The 24,775-nt window shown below is 68.4% G+C and carries 26 protein-coding genes; 11 read left to right on the top strand and 15 right to left on the bottom strand.

Annotated elements, in window-relative coordinates; genetic code table 11:
- Window positions 1-90: 90 nt before the first annotated feature.
- From ABH933_RS10395 to ABH933_RS10365, 7 genes are all read right to left on the bottom strand, one after another.
- Entirely contained in the window at window positions 91-1,617 is a 1,527-nt protein-coding gene (locus ABH933_RS10395) for a MutS-related protein (RefSeq protein ID WP_429416429.1), read from the bottom strand.
- Window positions 1,618-1,876: 259 nt separating this feature from the next.
- Complete coding sequence (locus tag ABH933_RS10390; protein WP_429417769.1) at window positions 1,877-3,280, bottom strand: alpha/beta hydrolase-fold protein; 1,404 nt, start codon at window positions 3,278-3,280, stop codon at window positions 1,877-1,879.
- A gap of 141 nt (window positions 3,281-3,421) precedes the next feature.
- The gene (locus tag ABH933_RS10385; protein WP_429416426.1) at window positions 3,422-4,741 is read right to left on the bottom strand and encodes a DUF2254 domain-containing protein; all 1,320 of its coding nucleotides are present in this window, start codon (window positions 4,739-4,741) and stop codon (window positions 3,422-3,424) included.
- A 92-nt stretch (window positions 4,742-4,833) separates the two neighbouring features.
- The gene (locus ABH933_RS10380; protein WP_429416423.1) at window positions 4,834-5,061 is read right to left on the bottom strand and encodes a DMT family transporter; all 228 of its coding nucleotides are present in this window, start codon (window positions 5,059-5,061) and stop codon (window positions 4,834-4,836) included.
- Window positions 5,062-5,150: 89 nt separating this feature from the next.
- Entirely contained in the window at window positions 5,151-5,495 is a 345-nt protein-coding gene (locus ABH933_RS10375) for a response regulator transcription factor (RefSeq protein WP_429416420.1), read from the bottom strand.
- A 211-nt stretch (window positions 5,496-5,706) separates the two neighbouring features.
- Window positions 5,707-5,946: a sensor histidine kinase gene (locus tag ABH933_RS10370; protein WP_429416417.1), complete on the bottom strand. Its 240-nt coding sequence runs from the start codon at window positions 5,944-5,946 to the stop codon at window positions 5,707-5,709.
- A gap of 337 nt (window positions 5,947-6,283) precedes the next feature.
- The gene (locus ABH933_RS10365; RefSeq protein ID WP_429416414.1) at window positions 6,284-6,748 is read right to left on the bottom strand and encodes a nuclear transport factor 2 family protein; all 465 of its coding nucleotides are present in this window, start codon (window positions 6,746-6,748) and stop codon (window positions 6,284-6,286) included.
- Window positions 6,749-6,892: 144 nt separating this feature from the next.
- Here ABH933_RS10365 and ABH933_RS10360 point away from each other — a divergent pair, with 144 nt between their 5' ends.
- Window positions 6,893-7,489 (top strand): TetR family transcriptional regulator, encoded by a 597-nt coding sequence (locus ABH933_RS10360; protein WP_429416411.1) that lies wholly within the window; start codon window positions 6,893-6,895, stop codon window positions 7,487-7,489.
- A gap of 235 nt (window positions 7,490-7,724) precedes the next feature.
- On the opposite strand, the gene ABH933_RS10355 is transcribed toward ABH933_RS10360, so the two are convergent.
- Window positions 7,725-7,967, bottom strand: coding sequence for a hypothetical protein (locus ABH933_RS10355; RefSeq protein WP_429416408.1), 243 nt, complete (start codon window positions 7,965-7,967; stop codon window positions 7,725-7,727).
- A gap of 49 nt (window positions 7,968-8,016) precedes the next feature.
- On the opposite strand from ABH933_RS10355, the gene ABH933_RS10350 reads away from it, so the two are divergent.
- From ABH933_RS10350 to ABH933_RS10340, 3 genes are read left to right on the top strand one after another with little or no spacing between them, the layout of a single operon-like run.
- Entirely contained in the window at window positions 8,017-8,343 is a 327-nt protein-coding gene (locus ABH933_RS10350; RefSeq protein ID WP_429416405.1) for an ATP-binding cassette domain-containing protein, read from the top strand.
- Entirely contained in the window at window positions 8,340-8,462 is a 123-nt protein-coding gene (locus ABH933_RS10345) for a hypothetical protein (RefSeq protein WP_429416402.1), read from the top strand. The genes ABH933_RS10350 and ABH933_RS10345 overlap by 4 nt, the downstream gene beginning before the upstream one ends.
- On the top strand, window positions 8,463-9,581 hold the full coding sequence (locus ABH933_RS10340) for an ABC transporter permease (protein WP_429416400.1): 1,119 nt from the start codon (window positions 8,463-8,465) through the stop codon (window positions 9,579-9,581).
- 34 nt (window positions 9,582-9,615) lie between these two features.
- Here the strand turns inward: ABH933_RS10340 and ABH933_RS10335 are convergent, their stop codons facing one another.
- From ABH933_RS10335 to ABH933_RS10315, 5 genes are read right to left on the bottom strand one after another with little or no spacing between them, the layout of a single operon-like run.
- Window positions 9,616-10,728, bottom strand: coding sequence for an ABC transporter ATP-binding protein (locus tag ABH933_RS10335; protein WP_429416397.1), 1,113 nt, complete (start codon window positions 10,726-10,728; stop codon window positions 9,616-9,618).
- A 21-nt stretch (window positions 10,729-10,749) separates the two neighbouring features.
- Window positions 10,750-11,625: a carbohydrate ABC transporter permease gene (locus tag ABH933_RS10330; protein ID WP_429416394.1), complete on the bottom strand. Its 876-nt coding sequence runs from the start codon at window positions 11,623-11,625 to the stop codon at window positions 10,750-10,752.
- Window positions 11,622-12,572, bottom strand: coding sequence for a carbohydrate ABC transporter permease (locus tag ABH933_RS10325; RefSeq protein WP_429416391.1), 951 nt, complete (start codon window positions 12,570-12,572; stop codon window positions 11,622-11,624). The genes ABH933_RS10330 and ABH933_RS10325 overlap by 4 nt, the downstream gene beginning before the upstream one ends.
- A gap of 1 nt (window position 12,573) precedes the next feature.
- On the bottom strand, window positions 12,574-13,980 hold the full coding sequence (locus tag ABH933_RS10320; protein WP_429416388.1) for an ABC transporter substrate-binding protein: 1,407 nt from the start codon (window positions 13,978-13,980) through the stop codon (window positions 12,574-12,576).
- Window positions 13,981-13,986: 6 nt separating this feature from the next.
- Window positions 13,987-14,958 (bottom strand): sugar-binding transcriptional regulator, encoded by a 972-nt coding sequence (locus tag ABH933_RS10315; RefSeq protein WP_215920811.1) that lies wholly within the window; start codon window positions 14,956-14,958, stop codon window positions 13,987-13,989.
- A 117-nt stretch (window positions 14,959-15,075) separates the two neighbouring features.
- On the opposite strand from ABH933_RS10315, the gene ABH933_RS10310 reads away from it, so the two are divergent.
- The 6 genes from ABH933_RS10310 to ruvB all read left to right on the top strand — a co-directional run bounded on the left by ABH933_RS10310 (window position 15,076) and on the right by ruvB (window position 20,581).
- Window positions 15,076-16,506: a mannitol dehydrogenase family protein gene (locus ABH933_RS10310; protein WP_429417767.1), complete on the top strand. Its 1,431-nt coding sequence runs from the start codon at window positions 15,076-15,078 to the stop codon at window positions 16,504-16,506.
- A gap of 168 nt (window positions 16,507-16,674) precedes the next feature.
- Window positions 16,675-17,265, top strand: coding sequence for a hypothetical protein (locus ABH933_RS10305; RefSeq protein ID WP_429416385.1), 591 nt, complete (start codon window positions 16,675-16,677; stop codon window positions 17,263-17,265).
- 137 nt (window positions 17,266-17,402) lie between these two features.
- Window positions 17,403-17,915: an O-acetyl-ADP-ribose deacetylase gene (locus ABH933_RS10300; protein ID WP_429416382.1), complete on the top strand. Its 513-nt coding sequence runs from the start codon at window positions 17,403-17,405 to the stop codon at window positions 17,913-17,915.
- Window positions 17,916-18,172: 257 nt separating this feature from the next.
- Window positions 18,173-18,742, top strand: coding sequence for a crossover junction endodeoxyribonuclease RuvC (gene ruvC, locus ABH933_RS10295; protein ID WP_429417765.1), 570 nt, complete (start codon window positions 18,173-18,175; stop codon window positions 18,740-18,742).
- Window positions 18,739-19,344, top strand: a complete 606-nt coding sequence (gene ruvA, locus ABH933_RS10290; RefSeq protein ID WP_429416379.1) for a Holliday junction branch migration protein RuvA — start codon at window positions 18,739-18,741, stop codon at window positions 19,342-19,344. Before ruvC ends, ruvA begins: the two co-directional genes overlap by 4 nt.
- Before the next feature lie 154 nt (window positions 19,345-19,498).
- A complete protein-coding gene (gene ruvB, locus ABH933_RS10285; RefSeq protein WP_215920821.1) occupies window positions 19,499-20,581 on the top strand; it encodes a Holliday junction branch migration DNA helicase RuvB in 1,083 nt (360 codons plus the stop codon).
- Window positions 20,582-20,656: 75 nt separating this feature from the next.
- Here the strand turns inward: ruvB and ABH933_RS10280 are convergent, their stop codons facing one another.
- The gene (locus tag ABH933_RS10280) at window positions 20,657-22,609 is read right to left on the bottom strand and encodes a vWA domain-containing protein (RefSeq protein ID WP_429416374.1); all 1,953 of its coding nucleotides are present in this window, start codon (window positions 22,607-22,609) and stop codon (window positions 20,657-20,659) included.
- Window positions 22,606-24,000, bottom strand: a complete 1,395-nt coding sequence (locus ABH933_RS10275; protein ID WP_429416371.1) for an ATP-binding protein — start codon at window positions 23,998-24,000, stop codon at window positions 22,606-22,608. The genes ABH933_RS10280 and ABH933_RS10275 overlap by 4 nt, the downstream gene beginning before the upstream one ends.
- A gap of 347 nt (window positions 24,001-24,347) precedes the next feature.
- Between ABH933_RS10275 and ABH933_RS10270 the strand changes: the two genes are divergently transcribed.
- Window positions 24,348-24,770, top strand: a complete 423-nt coding sequence (locus ABH933_RS10270; RefSeq protein WP_429416368.1) for a DUF1707 SHOCT-like domain-containing protein — start codon at window positions 24,348-24,350, stop codon at window positions 24,768-24,770.
- Window positions 24,771-24,775: the final 5 nt, after the last annotated feature.

The raw sequence follows: 24,775 nt of genomic DNA, 5'->3' as shown, positions 1-24,775 counted from the left end.
GCGCCGTGTGCGTGAGGGAGTGCCCCGGCTGGCTGGTGCGCACCGGGTTCGGAGTGCCGGTGTGCTCGGGCTGGCGCCGCGGTTCGAGTCTCATCGGGAGATCCTGGTGGTGATGTCGTGGTAGGTGAGGCCGTGGCGCGTGGCAAGTTCGAGGGCGTATGCCTGGCCGTCGGCGGGCCTGCGTTCGATTCGGAAGGTGCGGCGGGCGTCGCCGTCCGGCCCGTCCGAGGCGGTGGCGGCGACCATGCTGACCGCGGCGGGGAAGCCCTGGGCCAGTTCGTCGAAGAAGGTGACCCACAGCGCCAGCGCGCCGCGGTCCATGATCCGGTCCAGGATGTCCCCGCCGATCCGGATGGCATCGGATGTACTTGTGGAGCTGAAACTTTCGTTCATGACGATGACGCTCTCGGCGGTCGCGCGGTCGAGGACCTCGCGCATCCGGGTGAGTTCGCCGAGCAGCCGGCCGTCCGGGTCTCCGGGGTCCTCGGCGCGCTCGAAGTGGGTGAAGATGGCGTCCGGGAGCGGAAGGCGGGCATCGCGCGCGGGGACCGGGCAGCCGAGGGCGCCGAAATAGAGGAGCTGACCGAACATTCGGGCGAAGGTCGTCTTGCCGCCCTGATTCGGGCCGGTGACGACGAGTACCCGCTCCGGCCCGGATAGCCGGAAGTCGTTGCGGACGAGCGCCTCTCCCGGCTTCAGCCGCGAGGCGAGCGCTAGGTCGAAGGCGTCGTGGGCGTGGATGTCCTGCTCCGGGGCCAGGGCCCGCGGAAGGTGCAGTGGGTGTGCGATGCGCCGGGCGAAGGCGAGATAGACCAGATAGAACTGGATTTCGCGATCGAACCGCGCCACCACGGGATCGATGACATGCGGGTGGTCGCGGGAGAATTCGTCGAGCCGGGCGAAGGCGGCGGGGTGCAGCGCGGCCACGCGGTCCAGGATCTGCTCCTCGGCCTGGTTCATATCGGCCCACTGCGGCCGCGGCCGGGGCGGTGGTGAGGGCTGGGACCCGAAGCGCGCGAATAGATTCGCGATGGTGGCGCTGTAGTCCGGCGCGCCGTCGTCCGGGCTCACCTCGACGGTTCGCCCGACAACGCGGATGCTGTAGCGGATCTCGTCCAGGCCTCGCCGGACGTCGCGGACCCGCTCGGTCAGATCGGCGAATTCGGGCCCGGACACGTAGGCGCGCAGCAGGTCTCGCCAGCGGCGCAGCCCCCGCGAGGCGATCGGCAGCTCGGCCAGCCCGGCGTCCAGGCGGGCGAGTGCCTCGAGATGTCCGAGGGCGGCATCGAGGCGCCAGCGCCCTCGCTGATGCGGATGCACCAGCTTTTGGGCCTGTGCGAGCTCGCGCCGGGTCCGCCGCATGCCCGCGGCGAATTCGTCGAGGACCGCGCGCACGGCCGGGGCATCCAGATCGGCGAAGACCTCCTGCCGATAGGCCACGATGTCGCGCTCGCGCACCGGCGCGAAAAACAATCCGGCCAGGTCGTAGTCGTCGCCGAAGCGCAGCACCGCGGCGAGCACCCGGTCGATGCCCAGGTCGGAACGGGCGGTGTCGTCTACCGGAATCGGTGTGATGACAGCTGACGAATCCGGCCACACGATGCTGAATGCCTGCATCTCTGTCCCCCCGCTGGCGAATCCGTAACCGGCCGAACCGTGCCCGTAAGGCAGGCTAAATCCGTTACTTACCGGCCGTCAAGTAATGAATCTGCGCCGTGTCGCCGGACATGGTTGCCGTTGTGCCGGGATCGCCCACCCGGTCGTCTCGGCATCGACGTCCCGTCGCCGAACGTAGTTCCGGCACGAACGTTCGTCTCGTTCGTGCCGGAAGTGGTGGCGCCTGAAGGGCTGTGAAGTTCTCGGATGACGGGCGGCGTCAGCTGTTCGCAGGCACCGGCAGCCCGACCCGCGCGGTCACCCAGGCCAGCGACGAGTCGAACGCCGCCTCCGCGAACTGCCAGGTGTGCCCACCCTGTGTCGTGTGGATGGTGCACTCGATGCCGACCTTCTTGTTCTCCGCACAGAGCTTCTCGGCCGCGCCGACCTCGCTGTTGCCGCCGCCGCCCATGTCGTCCTGGCCGCCCTTGCCGATCTGATCCTCGCTCACCTTGGGCATCGTGAAGCCCTTGGGCAGTTTGGACCGGTCGAAGTGCGTCGCGGTCAGGTCGTCGTAGAGGCCGGCGATGCCGGTGTACTGGCCGTGCTTCTGCATCACGGTCATCGGATCGAACTGCTCCCACAGCGCTTCGTTGCCGCCGTACAGGCGCGTGACGGTCTGATCCTTGGTGCCCGAATCGGGGCCCACGTCGCCGGCGATGTCGACGAAGGTGTGGAACTGCTCGGGATGCATCACCGTCAGATCGACCGCGCAGGTGCCGCCCATCGACCAGCCCACGACCGCCCAGTGCGCGGGATCGGCGGAGACGTTGAAGGTCTTCTCCACGTACGGCACAACATCTTTGGTGAGATGGTCGGCGGCATTGCCGCGCGGGCCGTTGACGCACTCGGTGTCGTTGTTGAACGAGCCGCCGGAGTCCGCGAACACCAGGATCGGGGCCTGACCACTGTTGGCCGCGGTGAATTTATCGATCGCCGGCATGATCTCGCCGCTGCGCATCCAGTCGCCGGGGGTGTTGAACTCGCCGCCGATCATCAGCACCGCGGGCATGCTGGGCGGGGTCTTCCCCGCGAACCACGCTGGGGGCAGGTACACGTATTCGGTGCGGTGCTGGAAGCCGCTCGCGGTGTCCGGGATGTCCACCGGCACGATGACGCCGGTCTTGGGATTCGTATCGCGCATCCCGGCCAGATCGGCCAGGTCCGTCTGGTGCGGTAGCGGTCCGGCGGTGAACGCGCTCCAGGCGGACTGCACCGTCGGGTAGTAGCCGACCCACTGATTGATCACCATCGCGGTGCTGGCCACCGCGAACGGGATGGCGAGAATCGCGGCGACCCGCTGCCACCAGCGCGCGCGGGGCCAGCCGATCACCGCGACGGCGATCGAGCCGACCATCAGGCCCACGCTGATCCACAGCAGTAGCGGTGCCGGATCCGAGGCCAGGCCCTGGTTGTTCGTGTACCACCAGCCCGCGAGCGCCCCGGCCACTCCGAGCACGACGGCGATCGGCAGCCGGATGTACCACCAGCGCCGGGTCAGCCGGACGATGGCGATGATCAGCAATACCATCGCGACGATCTCGATCGTCAGCGGTAACCAGCCGTGCAGCAGCGAGACGCCCTTGTGGAAGCCCCCGAACTGGTTGATGTGGGCCGTGGGCATCTTCGGCGCGGGGGGAGGGGCCACCGCGCCGGGTGTTTGTGTGGGCGTTGTCGTCACGTCCGTCTGCACTGGTAACACGGCTGTCATTGTTGACGGCCTACCTCGAGGTTTACTGTGAGGCCCCTATGAGGGGCCGGAAGATCAACTCACCGCCGCCAGCCGGTCGCGAAAGACCTCACACCGGCGCAGCACGTCCTCACGGTCCGCCTCTTCCGAAATCGACACGGCCACTTGGCGTTCGATCATCGCGGCCTGTTCGACCACGACCCGGCGGCGCGCGGGGTCGTCGGTGCGATCGAGGATCTGTGCCAGCGCGTCCAGCTCGCGGATCATCACCGCGGGCTGGCCGGCTCCGGACTGGCGGATCTTCTCGAACGCGCGCTGCACCAGGCGCTCGTAGCTGACCTGTGCGGCGATGACCCGGATGTAGCCGTCCTTGTCGCGGCGTACCGGGTTCGGATCCCATTCGACGGCGATCTTGGACAGGCAGTCGCCGAGCCAGTCGATGCAGGTGAGCGCGGTGAAGGTGTCGTTGACCGCGGCCGACAGGGCGCGTAGGCCGATCTCCACGATCTGGTCGATGCCGAAGGACACGTCCTGCACCAGCGTGCGCATCGATCCGGTGACGTGCCCCCGTGCGAAGTCTTCGGCGATCCGCGGGGCGGCCTCGGCCGGCCACACCGTGGCCACCACCTGCCCCTCGGTGAGGAAATGGCCGGGCCGGTTCGGCAGATGGATGACCGCGTTCTCGGCCACGGCCAGTCGCATCAGCCGGTCGTAGCGGATGTACTGCAGGTATCCGCTGCTCGTGGTGCGTACCTCGCCGCCGGATTCCGCGATCAGCGCCAGCAGTTCGACGGTCGAGGGCCCGCAGGCGGGGGCGGTTTCGGCGGTGTCGAGGTTGGCCTCGACGGCCGTGTTGACCTCCCGGGCGATGTCGGCGATCACGTTCGGCAGCTGGATCTGCCCGGCGATGTGGTTGATGAAATAGATCAGGACGCCCAGATCGAGCACCATCGACGCGATCGACACCGTGGTGCTGATGTGCGGCACGAAGTCCTTGCCGATCACCACCAGGGCCGCTGCCGCGTAGACGAACGTCGCGACGAAGGTGCCCAGGGTGACCTGGGTGCCGCGGTCGCGGATGAAATTGCGCAGCATCCGCGGCCCGAACTGGGTTGAGGCCAGGGTCAGCGCCACGATCGTGATCGAGAAGACGACACCGACGACGGTGATGATGGCCGCTGCGATCGCAGTGAGCACCTGCCTCGCGGCATCGGGGGTGCCGCCGATCACCCAGCTGGGGATGCGGAACGCGCCGCTGTACGCGGCGCGATCGAGGGCACAGGTGATCGCGAACAGGACCACGGCGCCGAGCACTTCGAGGGTCGGGACGAACCACAGATTGGTCCGCAGCTTCTCCTGCCGCCTGTCCGTCTCGAGATAGATACCACCACGCACGGCGAGCTCCTTATACTCCCGCCGACCAGCCTTCCCGGCACACCTTGATGGAAAATTTACACCCGATCGTTGCGGGAGCGAAGGGACCTGGGTCAGTGATAGACCCTCAGCCCGACCACGCCCGCGATGATCAACACCAGGCACAGGATACGGGCGACGGTGGTGGACTCGCCGAGCCAGATCATCCCGACCACCGCCGTGCCGACCGCTCCGATGCCGACCCAGACCGCGTAACCGGTGCCGACGGGGACCGTCCGCAACGCTACTCCTAGCCCGGCCATGCTGAGCGCGAGGGTGACCACGAAAACAATGCTTGGCACCGCGCGGCTGAACCGAACTCACGTACCGATGGGCCCGACCGCTACAACCAGCCTCGATGTTCGGCGGTGCGGATGGCCTCGGCGCGGGTTTATGTGCCGGTCTTGCCGATGGCCGCGGACAGATGGTTGCGGACGGTGCCCTCGGACAGGTGCAGGCGCGCGGCGATGACGCCCGCGGTGGAGCCGTCCGCCGCGGCGGCCAGCACCTCGCGTTCCCGGGCGGTCAGGGGTGAGGTTCCGGCCGTCAGCGTCTCGGTGGCCAGCGCCGGATCCACTACGCGCAGGCCCAGATGCACCCGGCGCACCGCATCGGCCAACTCCCGGGCAGGAGTGTCCTTGACCTCCAGATCCGACTCCAGCCCCAGCAGCGCGGCCAGCGCGCCCCGCACCAGCGCCTGATCGTCGGCCAGCAGCAGCCGGATCGCCGCAGCCACCGCCCGGACACCCGCGTGCCGCCCATCGACCCCTCGCCCTCCCGATCGCTACGCCCGCATCGTCGTCCACGACCATAGCGCCCGGTGCCGTACGCAGCGCACTACCGGGCCGAGGCCACCCGGTTCCGATGCGGCTCGGTACGACGCAGGCCGGGACCCCCGGGGCTGCAGGCCCGGCCCGCCGCGCGATCATGCGGGTCCGGCGGCGAACTCACACCTCCGGGAAGGTTGCGGTCACCCGGACGCCGCCGCCCGGTACCGCCGCCAGCGTCAGCGTGCCGCCCTCGGCGCGCACACGTTCCCGCAATCCCGCCAGGCCCGAACCGAATTCGGCGCCGGCGCCCATGCCGGTCCCGTCGTCGCGAACCTCGATGCGAGACGGGCTCACCAGCACCGTGCAATGGTTGGCCGCACTGTGGCGCACGATATTGGTGACCGACTCACGCAGCACCCAGCCGAAGACCGGGCCGTATTCGCCACGGTATTCGGCATCCGGCAGATCCGCCTTGATTCCCGCCGCGCGCAGGGCCGTTCGCGCATTGGCGAGTTCGCCACCATCAGCATCTGCGACGTGTAGGTATAGGCATTGGCCATACCTACGCCGATAGCATCGACGATCACACCATTATTACCCGCCTGCACAGACCGACCGAACCGTGAACAACCGGCAACTGGGCGTACGGGGTCGAGACCGCATACGGCAGACGGTATCTACGTGATCACGGTGGTCGCGGGGCGCCTCGCACGCATCCGGTCGGCAGCCTGCTCACGGTGGGTCGATCTGGAGATCAGGCGCTGTGCGCGCTTTCCTGCATGGCGCGGATGACGGCGATGTCGATACCGAGCTGCCTGGCGAAATCGGCGGTATCCCAGTAGGACCGGATCCGGTCGATTCGGCCGTCCTTGTCGAAATGATAGAGCGACACCATGTCCAGGCTGTAGGGCCGACCGCCGGGCTCCAGGGACACGGACGCGGCAGCCTCCTCCGGAATGACGACGGTGCCGGTCTCGGTCAATTCCGTTGCGGCGGTGTCGCCTTCGACCACGATGCGTTGCACGGTTTGCTTTACGTCCGGGATCACGGTGTCGAGCACCTCCGCCCACACCGGCCGCAACTGCTCTTTGCCAAGAATCGGTTCGGGGCTGGTCGGAAACCGCACGACCACATCGTCGGCCAGTGTCGCCAGCAGGGCTTCGAGGTCGTGGTCGCTGTAGGCGCGGAAGAGCTGGCGAAGGGTATCGGCGTGGTTCATCGGTTTCTCTTTCTCACATGGCTCGCCTCGGCGACGAGCCGCATACCTGAACAATATATGGCAGAACTGCCAATTGGCAAGACTGCCTGAAGGCGCGTATGTCTTTTTGCATAGGTGACATCAGTTGTTATGCTGGCTCCTGTGGTGGCTGACGATGCAGAGACCGGCCTACGAGCTCGCAAGCGCAAGCGCACCCAGGACGCGATCGTGGACTGCGCGCTGAGGCTGTTCGAGGAGAAGGGCTACGACGCGGTGACCATCGAGGAGATCGCCGCGGCCGCCGACGTCGCACCGCGCACCTTCTACCGCTACTTTCCCGCCAAGGAAGATGTGATCCTCGGCAATCCCGATGGGCGCGCGGCATCCGCCACCGCCCTGTCCCAGCGCCGTCCGGGAGAAACCGACGCCGAATTCATCACCAGGGCAATGCTTGCGGGCCTGACCGCCGGTGACCCCGAACGCACCGCACGCTCGTACCGCCTGATCCAGTCGGTGCCCGCCCTGCAGGCGCGAATGTTCCGCCTGATGTGGGGCGCCGATCATGAACCGTTCGTCGATGCCCTGCTCGATGGGGTCGAGCGCACCCGTGATGCCGAATTGCGAGCGCGGGTCATCGCCCACGCCGTCAGCGATACCCTGCGGATCGCAGTGACCTGGTGGCTACAGGGACACCAAAGCGGCACCCTTATCGACGCATGCAACAAGGCCATGTCCTATCTGTCCGAGGCAGTAACTATCTGACACACAGCACTCGGCGGCACAACCATCCGCCGCGACACGTCTCGCCACTGCGGCGGGCCTGGCCCGGACCTGGCTGAACCGGGACGGGGTACGTCGGACGATGGATGCGGTCACCGGAGCGGTCATGGTGGGATTCGGCGTCGACCTGGCCGTCGGTCGGCGGTAGTACCGTACGATCACGGCGGTTCTGGAGGATATCGGTGTCCCCGCCCGGTTGCATGGACCTTTCGCAGTCTCAGCGGGCACCCTGGTCTGCGGGCGGGACATGCCCGCCACCTGCCGATACATTCTCGTGACCGGAGCCACCGGTACCGTCGGGCGACGTCGGTTGCCCCACCAGCACGCTCGCGACGCCTTCACTGCCCACAACCCGGCCTTCACCCCCGAGCAGGTCCAGCAGCTGGGTGTGCAGGCCGCGGCCCGGGAACGGAAGTCTCTGCTGGCCATCGAGTTCGGCATAATCCGCGGGGCCGTCCACAGCTACCTGCGAGCCGTGCACCTCCGCCGCGGCCTACGCGATCCCCGACTTGCGGCGGGCCGAGGAGACCATGGAGATCCTGCGGTTCTCCGAATACGCCGGTGAGCGGGTCGCGACGCTGAGCGGCGGCACCCGGCAGAAGCTCAACCTGACGCAGGCGGTGATGCACGACCCGCAGGTGCTGCTGCTCGACGAGCCATACCAGGGTTTCGACTGGGAAACCTATCTGCGTTTCTGGGATCTCGTCGCGCAGTTCCGTGACACCGGCCGATCGGTGCTGGTCGTCTCACATCTGGCCCACGACACCGACAAACTGGATCAGGTGTGGCAGTTGCACGACGGCGTCCTACAAGGCACACAGGAGAAAGTCCGATGAGCGACGGTGTGCGGCTGTTCCTGATCGCCACGCGCTTCGGCCTCATCGAGCATGCGCGTAACCGGTTCGCCATGCTGTTGGTCGCCGGCTTCGTCCCCGTATTGATCGCTCTGGTGTAGGTGGCCCTCGCGGACATCGAGGTACCGTTCCGGCTCCGCGGCACCGGTCTCGTGTTGCACGCCAACGGCAACGAGCTCGCCCAGATCAGCGCAGCCATCGCCACGGTCACAATGATCATCGGCTTCATGATGTTCGCCGCGACTTTCAGCAGCGGAGCATTCGACCGGCGGCTGTCGATGGCCGGATATCCCCGGGGCGCGCTCGCTCTGGCGAAGATCGCCTGCCTGGTAGTGGCCTCACTGGTGGTGTGCGCGTACGCGACCGCTGTCATCTGCTGCTTCTGGCCGCCTCGGCAGCCTGTCGTGCTCGCTGCGGCGCTGTTCTGCGCGGCGATGACCTACGGGGCGCTGGGTGTCGCGCTCGGCGCGCTGCTGCGTCGCGAGGTCGAGGGCATGTTCGCCATCACAATGTTCAGCTGCGTCGACATGGCCGTGGAAAATCCGATCGCCAGCGTAGGGGCGAACAGCGAATTCGTGCACTGGCTGCCCTCCTACGGGGCAATGCAGGCCGCGACCGCGGCCGGATTCTCCGACACCACACTATTGGCGGGCTTCGCCGTGCAACTGACCTGGTTCACCGCGAGCGCCCTCGCCGGACTGGCCGCTTTCCATCTACGCACCCGCTCATCCCTTCGACCCGTAATCGTCGCGCGGCACACCCCACGGTTCAAAACCGCGGGGGTGTTCGCACCCCGTTTACCGTTGTCCGCGTCTACGACGATCCTTGTGCCGGGCGCACCGCCCGGAGTGCCGTGCGGAGATCGAGGCATTCAACCGCAAGTATTGGAGCGGCGGGGTGTGAAGCCCGGACTTATGCCCGCACGTTCGGCGTGTCGCCACCGCGTCGCCGCGCTACCCTTTGCGGCGCGAACCGCCATGCCGGTCAGTGCCCGCGGCTACGAATCTGCTACGAATTCTGCCCTAAACGCCCTGGAGGCCGCCAACGTCCGCCAACGCTGGAAACCGGCCTACCAGGGCGTTCCCAATCTCATCGCGCCCACCCAACGCCACCAACGCGCATCCTGTACGAATGTGACATTCGGTCAACCCACCCTCCTCCGTCGGGTGCACCTCGAGAGCACTGGGCGAACCGACCGAATGTCACGTTCGCTTCATTGATTCGAGCGCATGTGACATTCGGTCGGCGGAGGGTTCAGTCCTCCAGGCGGTCTCCGCTCGCCGGGTCGAACAGGTGCACCGCCGCGGGATCGGTGATGTGCAGCGAGACCGTCTCCGCGAGGCGGGCCGGGGCGCGCTCGGCCGACCGCGAGACAAGGATGACGGGCTCGCCGTCCAGCCCGAGCACCGGGCCGCCGGGAACGCGGGCGTAGACGTAGGATTCGCTGCCGAGCTCCTCGACCAGCTCCACGGTGACCGTGAATCCGCTTGCGTCGCGGCGCAATTCGAGATGTTCGGGCCGGATGCCGAGGGTGACGGTGTCCAGCCCCGCCGCCGCGATGCGGGTCATGCGCTCGCGGGGCAGCTCGACGGTGACGCCCGCGATGTCGACGCCGCCGGTGACCACGGGCGCGGTGCACAGGTTCATCGACGGCGAGCCGATGAACCCGGCCACGAACGCGTTGGCGGGGCGGTCGTACAGCGTTGCGGGCGTACTGAACTGCTGCAGCTTGCCATCGCGCAGCACCGCCACCCGGTCGCCCATCGTCATCGCCTCCACCTGGTCGTGGGTGACGTACACGGTGGTGGTGCCCAGGCGGCGCTGCAGCGCGGCGATCTGGGTGCGGGTCTGCACGCGCAGCTTGGCGTCGAGATTGCTCAGCGGCTCGTCCATGCAGAACACCCGCGGCTCGCGCACGATGGCCCGGCCCATCGCCACCCGCTGGCGCTGTCCGCCGGAGAGCTTGGCCGGCTTGCGGTCCAGATACGGTGTGAGCCCGAGCAGTTCGGCCGCGTCGGCGACGCGGCGCTTGCGCTCGTCCAACGACACCTTCATCATCTTCAGCGCGAAGCCCATGTTCTCGCCGACGGTCTTGTTCGGATACAGCGCATAGTTCTGGAACACCATGGCGATGTCGCGGTCCTTGGAGGGGACCCCGACCATGTCCTGGCCGTCGATGCGGATGCTGCCGCCGTCGATCTCCTCGAGACCGGCGAGCATGCGCAGGGCGGTGGACTTGCCGGAGCCGGACGGCCCGACCAGGACGATGAATTCGCCGTCGGCGATGTCGAGGTCGAGCGAGTCGACCGCGAGGGTGTCGGCACCGGCGTAGACACACGAGGCGCTGTCGTAATGGATGGTGGCCATGGGGTTACCTCACTCGAGCTCTTATTTGATGGCGCCGAAGGACAGTCCGCGCACCAGCTTGTTCTGCGCGAACCACCCGGCCAGGACGACGGGCAATGCGGCCAGGGTCGCCGCGGCGGACAGCTTGGCCCAGTACAGGCCCTCGCCGGTGATGAAGCCGACCAGGAACACCGGCATCGTCTGGGCCTGCACCGCGGTCAGGTTGACGGCGAAGAAGAATTCGTTCCAGGAGAAGATGACGCAGATCAGCGCCGTCGCGGCGATCCCGGGGGAGACCAGCGGCAGGATGACCTCACGCACCGCGGTCCACAGGCTCGCCCCGTCCATGCTCGCGGCCTCCAGGAGTTCGCCGGGTACCTCCAGGAAGAACGAGCGCATCATCCACACCGCGATCGGCAGATTCATTGCCGTGTAGAGGATGACGAGGGTCCAGATGTTGTCCAGCATCCCGATGTTCCCGACGATCACGTACAGCGGGATGATCGCCGCGACGATCGGCAGCATCTTGGTGCCGATGAACCACATCAGCGCGTCGCGGGTGCGCTTGATCGGGCGCAGCGACAGCGCGAACGCTGCCGGAATGCCCAGCGCGAGAACCAGAATCGTGGACGCGAAGGTCGCGAACGCCGAATTCAGCAGGGGTGTGCCGATGCCGCCGGAGAATACCGACGAAAACTGTTGCAGCGTAGGGACGAAGAACAGCTTGGGGGTATTGGTGTAGGCATCGGCCTCCTGTTTGAAGGCCGTGAGCACCATCCACAGCACCGGGAAGAACATCGCGATGCCGACCACCCAGGCCAGCACGCCCCAGCCGATTCCGGCTCGGTTCCGCTTGCGGCGCACCGGAACTCGTTGTGCCGCGGGTGGTGTGGTTGCGGGAGCGGTGGTGGTTGTCATGCCGCTTCCTCCTTGCCGGTGAACGAGGTGAACAGCAGTCGCAGCGCGAGCGTCGCGACGACGGTGGTGCCGATGACGGTAACCACGCCCATGGCCGCGGCCTGGCCGATGTCGAAGCCGAGGAAGGCGCGCTGATAGATGTAGAACGGCAGGTTCGAGCTGGCGATGCCGGGCCCGCCCTGGGTCATCATATACACCGAGTCGAAGGTGTTGACCAGGTAGATCGCCCCCAGGACCGCGCCGAGTTCGATGAAGCGGCGCAGATGCGGCAGCGTCAGCTCACGGAACACCTGGACCGAGTTGGCCCCGTCGACGCGGGCGGCCTCGGTGATGTCGCGCGGCATGGACTGCAGGCCCGCCAGGATCAGCAGCATCATGAACGGCGTCCACTGCCAGACCATGTCGGCCATCACCGCGGGCAGCGGGAATTTGCTCACCCAGTCGAGCTGGCCGACCCCGAACGGTTTCAGCACGAAATTGACCAGGCCGAACACCGGATCCAGCATCGTGGTCTTCCAGATCAGCGCCGCGGCAACGGGAGTCACCAGGAACGGCGTGATCAGCAGCGTGCGGACGACCCCGCGGCCGAGGAAGGCGCGGTCGAGCAGCAGTGCCAGCAGCAGCCCGAGGACGACCGAGATGACGACGGTGCCGACGATGAGAACGATGGTATTGAGCGTGACCGACCAGAACTGGCTGTCCCGGAACACATCCGCGTAGTTGCTCAACCCGACGAAGTGCCGGGAGCCGGGCCGGACCAGGTTCCAGGACTGCGTCGAGTAGTACAGCGTGAATACGAACGGGACCTGGGTGACCACGATCATGAAGATCAGGGCGGGCAGCAGCGGACCGCGCCGGCGCCAGCCCTCGGCGCGCGAGATCCGTTGGGCGCGGCGGACTATTTCCGACGGTGGGGCAGCGGCGGGGGCCGCGGTGGTGACGGACATGCTACTGATTCCCTCGGTACGACTTGCCGACTGTCTCGGCATACTGCTGGGATTGCTCGAGCGCGGTCTGCACGCTTTCGCGGCCCGCGATCGCGGCGCTGAGCTGCTGGCTCACCCGGGTGCCGAGATCCTGGAACTCGGGGATGGCCAAGAATTGGATGCCGGTGTACGGAACCGGTTGCAGCGTGGGATGTTCCGGATCCACCGTGGACATGGCCTGCAGCGTGACCGGACCGTATGCCTTGGACGCGGCGGCGTATCCGGGGATCTGATACGTCGAATTGCGGCTGCCGGGCGGCACGTGTGACCAGCCGAGCTTCTCACCGACGTGCTTGATGTACTCCTTGCTGGTCATCCAGGAGATGAATTTCCATGCGGCATCGGGATTGTGGCTGGTCTTGGGGATGCCCAGCGACCAGGTGTAGAGCCAGCCGGAATTCGGCTTCTGCTCGATCGGGGCCAGCGCATAGCCGATCTTGCCGACCACCTTGCTGGACGCGGGATCCTCGAGCACGCCGACCGCTGAGGTGGCGTCGTACCACATCGCCGTGTCGCCCTGCGAGAGCTGCGTCGCGCATTCGCTGAAACCGCTTGTCGCCGCACCGGGTTCGCCGTAATTGTGGACGAGGTTCACGTAGAAGTTCCAGGCCTTCTCCACCTGTGGGCTGGTGAGCTGGGCATGCCAGTTCTGGTCGAACCAGCGCCCGCCGAAGGTGTTGACCACCGTATCCAGCGGGGCCAGCGACTCGCCCCAGCCCGGATTGCCGCGCAGGCAGATGCCCGAGTGCCCGTGCGCGGGATCGTTGAGCTTCTGGGCGAACTGGGCCACCTGATCCCAGGTCGGCTGGTCGGGCATGGTGAGCCCGGCCTGCTGGAACAGGTCCTTGCGGTACATCAGGAACGAGGACTCGCCGTAGAACGGCACCGAGTACATGTCGCCCTTGTACGACAGCGAACTGCGCAGGGAGGAGATGAAGTCCTGCGGGTCGTAGCCGGGGCTGCGGGCCTGGTAGGGGGACAGATCGGTGAGCCAGCCGTCCGCGGCCCACTGCGGGGTCTCGTAGTTGCTGATCATCACCACGTCGAACTCGCCGCCGCCGGTCGCGACCGAGGAGGTGATCTTCGCGCGGGCCTCGTTCTCGGACAGCGAGACGAACTTGAGCTTGATACCGGGATTGGCGCGCTCGAATTCGCCCGAGAGCGAGATCGCGTCCTGCATCTGCGAATTCGAGACCATCGCGATGGTGACCGTTCTTCCGCCGCCGGAGGTGAACGAACCCGCGCCCGCGCAGCCGGTGAGGGTGAGCACACCTGTAACCGCTAGTGCCGCAAGGCTCTTCACGCGCCCGCGACGACGCAGGGGGCCGTTCTTGTTTCGGGGCTTGATTCCGCTGGGCCGGATCTTCATGGGGCCTCAGCCCTCCTTCTTTTCCAACAGCCATCGCGCGCAGTCGATGTCGGTGACCAGGATTGTGGCCAGCCCGCCGCGCAGTGCGCCCAGGACGGCCTGGCGTTTGGCGGCGCCGCCGGAGATCAGCAGCGTGGTCGGGCAGGCGCGGATCGCCTCGAGCGATACCGACACCGTGCGCGCGGCGAGATTTCCCGGCACATCGGTGCCATCGGCGCGGAAGAAGCGGCCGCCGATCTCGCCGACCGCGCCCAGCCCGCGCAGCTCGTCGAGCAGGGCGGTATCGAGAAAGCTCCCCTCGAAAAGGGTTCCGGCGGTGGACGCCGCGCCGACCCCGAACATCATCACCTCGGCGGCGCGGCCCAGGGCCATCGCGCGACCGAGCACCGAATCCTGTTCCAGCGCGGTCACCGTCGCGGCGTCGGCGTAGAGGGGAGCGTGCAGCCGGACGGGGGTGGCCCGCAGCTGGGTGGCGCAGCGGCCGAGGGTGAACTCGACGCCGGTCTGATAGTCCGAGGCGGTGAGCGAGCCGTCGAGCTGGACGACGGTGGCGCAGCGGGCCGAATGCGGGCCGAGCGCGGTGGCGATCGCGATCGTTTCGGGGCCCCAGGTGAATCCGAGCGCGGACTCGGGCCGCAGCCGCCGCGCCAGCACCGACACCGCGGCCTCGGCGAGGGGGGCCAGGCCCGCGTCGGGTGACTGGCCCAGCACGACCACCTCGGTGAGCCCGAAGGCGGCCTCGAGCTCGCGCTCGACCTCGGTGTGCACGGCGGCGCTCAACTCCTCGGGGACCACGATCTCGATGCGGACCAGGCCCTGGGCCCGGGCGCGGGCGATCAGCCGCCCGGCGGTCGGGCGCGAAACCCCCAGGACGGCGGCGATTTCGGCCTGCGTGGCGCCCTCGAGGTGGTAGAGGCGCGCGGCGCGCAGGGCCAGCCGGACATCCTCCGGATTGCTGGGCCGGGGTTCGGGGGCCACGACGCTCCTCACCGTTGAGCGATCACCGCATCGGTATGCCGCCGCATGAGCATTTGCTCACTGGGTGATCTGTTGCTCACGTACGGTACCATCGCGAGTGTGACGCACACAACACTTATGCGAGCCGGCTACGACCGGAGCGGACTGACCACCGGCATCGTGCACTTCGGTGTCGGCGGATTTCACCGCGCTCACCAGGCGATGTATGTCGACACGTTGCTCGGGGGCGGTGGTGCGCGGGACTGGGCCATCTGCGGTGTCGGCGTGCTGCCCGGCGACTGCCGCATGCGCGACGTGCTGACCGCGCAGGACGGGCTGTACACCCTCTCGGTCGTCGAGCCCGACGGCTCCTGGGACACCCGGGTGATCGGTTCGATCGTCGAATACCTGTATGCACCCGACGATCCCGAGGCGGTGCTGGCCAAGCTCGCCGATCCGGCCACGCGCATCGTCTCGCTCACCATCACCGAGGGCGGCTACGGGATCTCCGCGGTCTCCGGCGAATTCGACGCCTCCGCCCCGGCCGTCGCCGCGGATCTCGCGCCGGGGGCGGTGCCGGGCACGGTCTTCGGGCTCGTGGTCGAGGGGCTGGCGCGGCGGCGCGCGGCCGGGATCGCACCCTTCACCGTGATGTCGTGCGACAACATCGAGGGCAACGGGCACGTCGCGCGCCGGGTGTTCGGGGCATTCGCCCGGCTGCGCGATCCCGCGCTGGGCGACTGGGTCGAGCAGCAGGTGCGATTCCCGAATTCGATGGTGGACCGCATCACCCCGGTGACGCCGCCCGACGCCGCGGCCGAGGTATTGCGGCGGACCGGCATCGAGGACGGCTGGCCGGTGGTCACCGAGCCGTTCACGCAGTGGGTGCTCGAGGATTCGTTCACGCTCGGGCGCCCACCCTACGAGCGGGCCGGGGTGCAGGTGGTCGCCGACGTGACCCCGTACGAGCTGATGAAGCTGCGCCTGCTCAACGCGAGCCATCAGGGCATCGCCTACTTCGGGCACCTGTGCGGGTATCGCCTGGTGCACGAGGCCGCGCAGGACCCGCTGTTCGACCGATTCCTGATGCGGTACATGGACCTGGAGGCCACCCCGACGCTGCGCCCGGTCCCGGGCGTCGACCTGGACCGATACAAGCGCACCCTCATCGAGCGCTTCGCCAACCCCGCCATCGGCGACACCATCGCCCGCCTGTGCGCCGAATCCTCCGACCGGATCCCGAAATGGGTGCTGCCGGTGATCCGCGAGCGCCTGGCCGTGGACGGGGAGATCGAATGCGCTGCCGCGATCGTGGCCGGCTGGGCACGGTACGCCGAGGGGGTCGACGAGCAGGGCGAGCCGATCGAGGTCGTGGACCGGCTGCGCGGCGAGCTGATGCCGCTGGCCCGCCGACAGCGGGCCGAGCCCACGGCATTCCTGAGCGCGCGTGAGGTTTTCGGTGATCTGATCGAGGAGCCGCGTTTCGTCCGGGCCTACGTGTCCGCGCTGGAATCGCTGCACGCAAAGGGAGCGCGAGCGACGCTGGCCGATCTTGTCGGGAACGAGTAATAGACGGCGGCGGTGGCGGCGCGCCCGTCGTGATGTCAGGCCCGTCGCCGCGGGCGCCCGGGTGACGCCACGCCGGACGTGACGGACGCCACGTTCGGCGTGGCGAGAGTGGGTGTGGCACAGGGCCGGTGGAGTGCGCTGGCGGTCTCGCGGTACCGTAGGGAGGCTATGAAGCAAGCCGCTACATCATCTTCCGGAGCCTGGCTCGCGAGCGACGGCGCCACGGTGCCGTTCCGCGAGGCCGCGGTGGCATGGGCACTGGCCGCCCACGAGGTTTTGGCCGAAACCGCCACCGGCTATGGGCATTTCGTGACCATTGACGAACTCGCCGAGCGCGTGCAGGAGATCTCGGGCGTGCACACCGACGCCCCGACCCGCACCTGGATGGACGCCATCCTGCGCAAGGTCGCCCGCCGCTGCCACGGCGCGGGGGAGCCGCCGCTGACGTCCCTGTGCGTGCGGGCCGACCACACGGTCGACCTCACCTACAAGTACGTCCTCGAACTTGCCGGACTGCCCACCCCGGAGGACATGGAGCTGCACGCCGCCTACGCGCGCTGGCAGTGCTACCAGACCTATGGTGCGGAGATCCCCGCCGACGGCGGCGTGCCCCCGCTCACCCCGAAGGTCGCGGCCAAGCGTAACAAGTCGACCGCGCGCGCCACGACCGCGGTGGCTCCCGAGCCTGAGCCGGCCCCCGCGGTGTGCCCGCAGTGCTTCATCCAGCTCCCGGCCACCGGTATCTGTCAGTACTGCTGAACTTCCGCTCAGCCGGCAGATATCGAAGTAGTACCGCTGGTCGAGTCCGTGCCTCGGGGCGTCTCCGGGCTGGGAGCGTCGCGCGGCGCGGCTGAAATTGCTCGCGGATCGTTGCGCTCCGACGGCAGAATAGCCCCGTGGCGGAACTCGAACTGGTGCTGGGCGATATCACCGAGCAGCGCGTGGACGCCGTGGTGAACGCGGCGAATTCCGCACTGCTCGGCGGTGGCGGTGTGGATGGCGCGATTCACCGCAAAGGCGGACCCGCAATCCTGTCCGAGTGCCGCGACCTGCGCGCCTCTCGGTACGGCCGGGGCCTGCCGACCGGGCAGGCCGTCGCCACGACCGCGGGCAACCTGCCCGCTCGCTGGGTGATCCACACCGTGGGCCCGGTCTGGTCGGACACCGAGGACCGCTCGGCCCTGCTGGAGTCGTGTTATCGCGAATCCCTGCGGGTGGCAGACGAATTGGGTGCCCGCAGCGTCGCGTTCCCGGCGATCTCGACCGGAATCTTCGGCTGGCCGCTGGACGACGGCGCCCGCATCGCGGTCGAGACGGCGCGTGCGGCCGACACGGCCGTCGAGGAGATCTGCTTCGTCCTGTTCACCTCGGCCGCCTACGACGCTTTCGCCGCGCGCCTGAGCAGCTGACTCCACGCGGTTAGGTATCCGGTTGCCGTTGACGGCGAGGCTGGTTCCGGCTATCCGAGATCATCGGGCAGCAGCCGAAAGTGCGTGTGTTCGTGCGTGGATCGTGATTCGCTGTTCGTGCGCTACGTTCTCCACGCCGAGCACTGTACGGCGATGCGGGGCGGTCGGGCCTCGATCAGCCTGTGTCGGTGTCGAGTTCGCACTCACTCATCCTCTAGACTTCGAACAACTGTTCGCTGACTCGAGGGGTGCTGCTGGTGCGGGTGATGGGTGTCGACCCCGGGCTCACGCGGTGTGGTCTGAGCCTCGTCGAGGGCGGGCTCGGGCGGCAGGTCACGGCGCTGGATGTCGATGTGGTGCGCACCCCGCCGGAGATGGATCTCGCTCATAGGCTGCTCGCGGTCTCCGACGCGGCCGAGCACTGGATGGACGCGCACAAGCCCGAGGCTGTCGCGATCGAGCGGGTGTTCTCCCAGCACAACGTGCGCACCGCGATGGGCACCGCGCAGGCGGGCGGGGTCATCGCGCTCGCGGCCGCGCGCCGGTCGATCCCGGTGGCATTTCATACCCCGAGCCAGGTCAAGGCGGCGGTCACCGGCAACGGGTCCGCGGACAAGGCGCAGGTGACGGCGATGGTGACGCGGATCCTGGGTCTGCAGGTCGCGCCGAAGCCCGCCGATGCCGCCGATGCGCTCGCCCTGGCGATCTGTCATTGTTGGCGGGCGCCGATGCTGGATCGGATGGCCAAGGCCGAGGCGATGGCCGCCGAACAGCAGCGCAAATATGCCGAACGACTGGCCCAGCAACGAAAGGCGGTAACCCGGTGATCGCGTCGGTGCGCGGAGAGGTGCTCGAGATCGGCCTCGACCACGCGGTACTCGAGGCCGCCGGGGTCGGCTACCGGCTCAACGCCACCCCCGCGACGCTGGCCGCCCTCACCCGCGGCGAGGAATCGCGGCTGTATACCGCGATGATCGTGCGCGAGGATTCGATGACGCTGTACGGCTTCGCCGACACCGAGGCGCGGGAGCTGTTCGGGTTGCTGCAGACCGTGTCCGGGGTCGGGCCGCGCCTGGCGATGGCGGTGCTGGCGGTGCTCGAGCCCGAGGCGCTGCGCAAGGCCCTCGCGGAGAGCAATGTCGCGGCGCTGACCCGGGTGCCCGGCATCGGCAAGCGCGGCGCCGAGCGCATGGTCGTCGAGCTGCGCGACAAGGTGGATCTCGTTCCGGTGCAGTCGGGTCCGCCCGGATCGGGCCCGGCGGCCGTGGTCACCCCGGTCCGCGATCAGGTGGTGGAGGCGCTGATAGGCCTCGGATTTGCGGCGAAACAGGCCGAGCCCGCGGTGGATTCGGTGCTGGCCGACCAGCCGGATCTGGATACGTCCAAGGCCCTGCGCGCGGCGCTGGGCATGCTCGGTAAGAACCGGTGATGCGCAGCATGCGGGCCAGGTTCACGAAGAGGTTCGTGCTCAGCTACGGGCGTGCAGAATACGTACCGACCCAGCCGGGGGATGGGCTTGCGTGCACAGCGGTGGCTCGGTGCGTTCCGCGGCGGCCGGTGCGCCCGGGCAGTGAGGCGGGATCGTGACCGAGGAGTTCGACGAGTCCGAATCACAGGTCACCGCAAGCTATCTCAGCTCCGATGGCGAGATCGAGGCGAGCCTGCGCCCGAAGTCGCTGGACGATTTCATCGGTCAGCCGCGGGTGCGCGAGCAGCTGGCGCTGGTGCTGCGCGGCGCCAAGCAGCGCGGCGGCACCCCCGACCACGTGCTGTTGTCCGGCCCGCCCGGCCTCGGCAAAACGAGTATGGCGATGATCATCGCCGCGGAACTCGGTACGGCGCTGCGTATTACGTCCGGCCCGGCGCTCGAGCGCGCCGGGGATCTGGCCGCGATGCTGAGCAATCTGGTCGAGGGCGATGTGCTGTTCATCGACGAGATCCATCGTATGGCCCGCCCCGCCGAGGAGATGCTGTACCTGGCGATGGAGGACTTCCGAGTCGACGTCGTCGTCGGCAAGGGGCCCGGCGCGACCTCGATTCCGCTGGATATCGCGCCGTTCACGCTGGTCGGTGCGACCACCCGCTCGGGCGCGCTGACCGGCCCGCTGCGCGACCGGTTCGGGTTCACCGGGCACATGGATTTCTACGAACCCGATGAGCTGCAACGGATTCTGGAGCGCTCGGCCCGAATCCTGGGTGTGCGCATGGAATCCGATGCCGCCGGCGAGATCGCCGGGCGTTCTCGCGGCACCCCCCGCATCGCCAACCGCCTGCTGCGCCGCGTGCGCGACTACGCCGAGGTCCGCGCCGACGGCCTGGTGACCGTCGAGATCGCCCGGGCCGCGCTGGCGGTCTACGACGTCGACGCACTGGGCCTGGACCGCCTCGACCGCGCCGTACTCGGCGCCCTGGTCCGCAGCTTCGGCGGTGGGCCCGTAGGGGTTTCGACCCTCGCCGTGGCCGTGGGTGAGGAGGCCGCCACCGTCGAGGAGGTCTGCGAACCGTTCCTGGTCCGGGCCGGAATGATCGCCCGCACACCTCGCGGCCGCGTCGCCACCGCGGCGGCGTGGGAACACCTGGGCTTGGTCCCACCCCCCGACCTGGTCTTCGGCTCCATCGAGGTCCGCGGCCGCGAACCGCACCCCACTCTGGACCTATTCGAGTGACCGCCGCCGCGGCGGACTTGTGCAGGAGTGTGCATCCATTGCGGCACACTCATATTTGAATTTGCCGTCGGCGAGTCAGCCTCGGCGGCCGTGTAGGTAGTCGGAGACGACCGCCGCGCCCAGGCCGTCTAGATCCGGGGCGATCACGCGCCCCCCGCTGCGCCGCGCTACCAGGTCGACGAAGGCGGCCAGGCGGGGTTCGTCGCCGAGCATGAAGACCGTGACCGAGGCGCCGAGTTTGGCCAGGGCGTCGACCTGGGCCATTGTTGCGGCCAGGGTGCGGGGTTGGGGTGGCCAGTTGAAGTAGGCCTCGCCGTCGGATTCGAGGTGGGCGGTGGGCTCGCCGTCGGTGACTACCAGGACGACCGGCACCGCGTCGGGATGGCGGCGGAGGTGACGGCCGGCCAGTAGTAGTGCATGGTGCAGGTTGGTGCCCTGCTCCCAGACCCCTTCCAGCGCAGTCAGTTCGGAGATGTCGACCGAGGTCGCGTGGCGGCCGAAGGTGATGACGTCCAGCGCGTCGGAGCGGAACCGCGTGGTGATGAGCTGGTGCAGGGCCAGCGCGGTGCGCTTCATCGGCACCCACCGGCCCTCCTGCACCATCGACCAGGAGGTGTCGACGCACAGCGCCACCGCGGCTCGGGAACGCTGCTCGGTCTCGGTGATCTCGACATCGGCGACATCCAGCCGCACCGTCCGGCTGCCCGCCGAGGCCGACCGTAGGACCGCGTTGCGCACGGTCCGCGAGACGTCCCAGGGCTCGGTGTCGCCGAATCGCCACGGCCGCGAGGCCCCGGTCGGCTCGCCCGCCGCACCGGCCAGCGCGGTATCGCGTTCGCCGCGCCGCGAGCGCAGCTGCCCGACGACCGCCCGCAGCGCGGTCTCGCCCAGGCGCCGTAATGCCTTGGGCGTCAATCGGAGTGAGCCGTCCGGTGCGCGTTCGAACAGGCCCTGACGACGCAGTTCCCGCTCGAGCTCTGCCAGCCGCGCGGCATCGATCGAGGCGTCTTGGCCGAGCTGGCGGGTCAGCGCGTCGATATCGATATCCTCCAGCCGCGCACCGGGATACGACTGGCCGAGCTGCTCGGCAAGGGCATCGAGTTCCGCCAGATCCTGCATCGCCTGCGCACCCTCGCCCAGGCCGAGCGGGTCCTGCCCGCGGAAGCGCTGCCCTGATTCCCAGTCCTCGCCCGGTCGCAGCGCGCGCAGATTGGCGTCCAGCGCGGCGACCTGTGCGGCCACCTCCGGATCGCCGAACGCCTGCCCGATGAGCTCGCCCAGTTCGGCGCGCTGTTCGGCGGTCATCGAATTCATCATGCGCTGGGCGGCGGCGGCACGGGCGGCGAGCGCGTCGATCAGCTCGTCGGTATTGCGCGGATTCTCGGGGAAGAACTCCCCGTGCTGGTCCATGAATTCGGCGAACTGCTGGTCGGTGTCCTCGCCGCGGGCGTGGGCGGCCAGCAGATCGTTCAGATCCGACATCATCTCCTTGATCCGCTCGACGTCCTCGGGCGTGGTGCTCTGCAGCGCCTGTTTCATGCCCTGGAAACGGGATTCGAGCAGTTCCTGACCGAGCAGATCGCGGATCTTCCGGTAATTCTCCCGGCCCTGCTCCGAGCGCCACGGATACTCGGCGAGCTCGCCGACCGCCGCCGCGGTGCTCGGCGGCAGCGCGTCCAGCTGCGCCTCGGCGAACCGCGCGTCGTCGCTGGGATCCGGGAACAACGCCCGCCGCTCGGCATCCAGCGCCTCGTCCAGCAGCCGCCGCACCTCCTGCAGGGTCCCGTCGAGCCGGTTGCGCCGGGAGATGTCGGACCGCCGCTGCCACACCTGCCGCGTCAGATCGTCGAGCCCCCGCATGCCGTTCATGCCCCGCCGCAGCAGCTCCTCCAGCGCGCTGCGCGGCGAACTGCCCTCCATCACGTCGCGCCCGATCTGGTCCAGCGCATCGCGCAGATCCAGCGGTGGGGCGAGCGGATCCGGTCCGTCATGATAAGGGCCGTAGGAATAGTGATCAGGGGCGGTCATGCGCCGTAGACCGCCATGCCGTCGTCGGTGTCCTTCGCCACCTGCCGGGCCAGATACAGTGCCTCCAAGGCGAACTCGACCGCGGAGGCGATGCGAGTCGACGGCTCGGTCGGCTCGACGCCGAGGCGGGCGGCGACCTCGTGCAGCACCGGCAGCTCGGGCAGGGCCGAGAGCACGTCCTTGCCGGGGACGCGCTCGCCCGTGGTGACCAGGTTGCCATCGCCGACGGCGGCGGCCAAGGGGCGCAGGTTGATTCCGCCCAGGCGCGCCCGCGCGGTCTCGGAGAATGCGCGTCGCATGAGGTGCACCAGGTGCTCCTGTTCGCGGCCCTCCTCGCCGGACTCGAATTCGAGCTTGCCGCGCAGCACCGCCGGCACGGACTCGAGGTCGACGGGCCGGGCGACGGCGGGATGCTCGCCGGTGATGGCGGCGCGGCGCAGCGCGGCGGCGGCCACGGTCTCGGCGGCGGCGACCGCGAAACGGGCGGACACACCGGAGCGCTGGTCGATCGCGGCGGATTCCCGCAGCTGCCGGACGAACCGGGCCAGCACCTCGATCAGCGGATCGCCCACCTCGGCGACGAGCTCGGCCTCCTGGCGGACCAGATCCACCTCGGCCTCGACGCTGAGCGGGTAGTGGGTGCGGATCTCCGCGCCGAAGCGGTCCTTGAGCGGGGTGATGATGCGGCCGCGATTGGTGTAGTCCTCGGGGTTCGCCGTCGCGACCAGCAGCACGTCCAGGGGCAGGCGCAGCGTGTAGCCGCGGACCTGGATATCGCGCTCCTCCATCACGTTCAGCAGCGCGACCTGAATGCGCTCGGCCAGATCGGGTAGCTCGTTGACCGCGACGACGCCGCGATGCGCGCGCGGCACGAGCCCGAAGTGAATGGTCTCCGGATCGCCCAGGCTGCGGCCCTCGGCGACCTTCACCGGGTCGACGTCGCCGATCAGGTCGCCGACCGAGGTGTCCGGGGTGGCCAGCTTCTCGGCGTACCGCTCGGAGCGGTGTCGCCACGCCACGGGCAGATCGTCGCCCAGCTCCGCGGCGAGGCGGCGACCGGCCGGGCTGATCGGATCGAGGGGATGCTCGCCGAGCTCGGCGCCCGCGATGACGGGTGTCCACTCGTCGAGCAGGCCGATCAGGGTGCGCAGCAGGCGGGTCTTGCCCTGGCCGCGCTCGCCGAGCAACACGACATCGTGCCCGGCCAGCAGCGCGCGTTCGAGCTGCGGCAGCACGGTTCGATCGAATCCGACGATGCCGGGCCACGGGTCGCCACCGGAGCCGAGCAGGGCCAGCAGGTTTTCGCGGATCTCGGACTTGACGCTGCGCGGCAGATATCCGGCGGCGCGCAGCTCGCCCGCGGTGGTGGGCAGGTTCTCCGGTGCGGTCACCACAACGACGCTACGACGATCTTGCGAATCCGTCGACGGGAGCGGGCACCTCGCGATGACCCGGAAAATCGCTTGACAGGCATGCATCGCCGAACGTACCTTCACCGGTGCCCCGCCGTGCCGGTAGAAATGCCTGACCACGGCGTTTCCGATTCCATCCGGCCACCACCAATTCGGCTCTGAGCGAACATGACCGGTCGGCATCGCCTGTGCTCCTTGGAACATCCCATGTCGGCGACGACCGGTGCGCGCGTACCGAGGAAATACGTCAGCAGGCGTAAGCGCTGGGATCGGGCACGACCTACCCTGGTGGCAGCGTGATATTCGTTCTCCGATTAGGGGTTGGCATGACCGATTCGAACCCCGCGGTATTCGACCCCGCGGCACTAGGGTCCACCGGCCTGCGGGTCGGAACGGCCGAACGCGAGAAGGCCGCCGCGGCGCTGGGCGAGCACTTCGCCGCCGGGCGGCTCGAGGTCGATGAATACGACGAGCGAGTGGCCCGAGCCTTTTCCGCGAAGACAACCGGGGATCTGGTGGTCCTGTTCACCGATCTGCCGCGGCCGGCGCCGCCGACTGCCCCGAGAGTGCGCCGGGGAGACCGGGGCGTGCTGCAGGTGGCCGCGATCGTCGCGTTCGTCGCCGCGGTCGCACTCGTGGTGACCACGCACATTTTCCCGTTCTTCCTGTTCCCGGTGCTGTTCCTGGTGATCGTGCGCGCCCGGCGGGGCTGGCGGCCGGGATACCGGCGGCGGTACTACCGGATGTGATGCCG

The organism is Nocardia sp. GP40, assembly GCF_050434125.1.
Classification (GTDB): domain Bacteria; phylum Actinomycetota; class Actinomycetes; order Mycobacteriales; family Mycobacteriaceae; genus Nocardia; species Nocardia albiluteola.
This window is presented reverse-complemented; position numbering and strand designations above follow the sequence as displayed.

Excerpts from the sequence above, each read along its gene's own strand:
- ABH933_RS10395 (WP_429416429.1), bottom strand. The coding sequence starts at position 1,617 with ATGCAGGCATTCAGCATCGTGTGGCCGGATTCGTCAGCTGTCATCACA.
- ABH933_RS10390 (WP_429417769.1), bottom strand. The coding sequence starts at position 3,280 with ATGCCCACGGCCCACATCAACCAGTTCGGGGGCTTCCACAAGGGCGTC.
- ABH933_RS10365 (WP_429416414.1), bottom strand. The coding sequence starts at position 6,748 with ATGAACCACGCCGATACCCTTCGCCAGCTCTTCCGCGCCTACAGCGAC.
- ABH933_RS10345 (WP_429416402.1), top strand. The coding sequence starts at position 8,340 with ATGAGCGACGGTGTGCGGCTGTTCCTGATCGCCACGCGCTTCGGCCTC.
- ABH933_RS10335 (WP_429416397.1), bottom strand. The coding sequence starts at position 10,728 with ATGGCCACCATCCATTACGACAGCGCCTCGTGTGTCTACGCCGGTGCC.
- ABH933_RS10330 (WP_429416394.1), bottom strand. The coding sequence starts at position 11,625 with ATGACAACCACCACCGCTCCCGCAACCACACCACCCGCGGCACAACGA.
- ABH933_RS10325 (WP_429416391.1), bottom strand. The coding sequence starts at position 12,572 with ATGTCCGTCACCACCGCGGCCCCCGCCGCTGCCCCACCGTCGGAAATA.
- ABH933_RS10320 (WP_429416388.1), bottom strand. The coding sequence starts at position 13,980 with ATGAAGATCCGGCCCAGCGGAATCAAGCCCCGAAACAAGAACGGCCCC.
- ABH933_RS10310 (WP_429417767.1), top strand. The coding sequence starts at position 15,076 with ATGCGAGCCGGCTACGACCGGAGCGGACTGACCACCGGCATCGTGCAC.
- ABH933_RS10305 (WP_429416385.1), top strand. The coding sequence starts at position 16,675 with ATGAAGCAAGCCGCTACATCATCTTCCGGAGCCTGGCTCGCGAGCGAC.
- ABH933_RS10280 (WP_429416374.1), bottom strand. The coding sequence starts at position 22,609 with ATGACCGCCCCTGATCACTATTCCTACGGCCCTTATCATGACGGACCG.
- ABH933_RS10270 (WP_429416368.1), top strand. The coding sequence starts at position 24,348 with ATGACCGATTCGAACCCCGCGGTATTCGACCCCGCGGCACTAGGGTCC.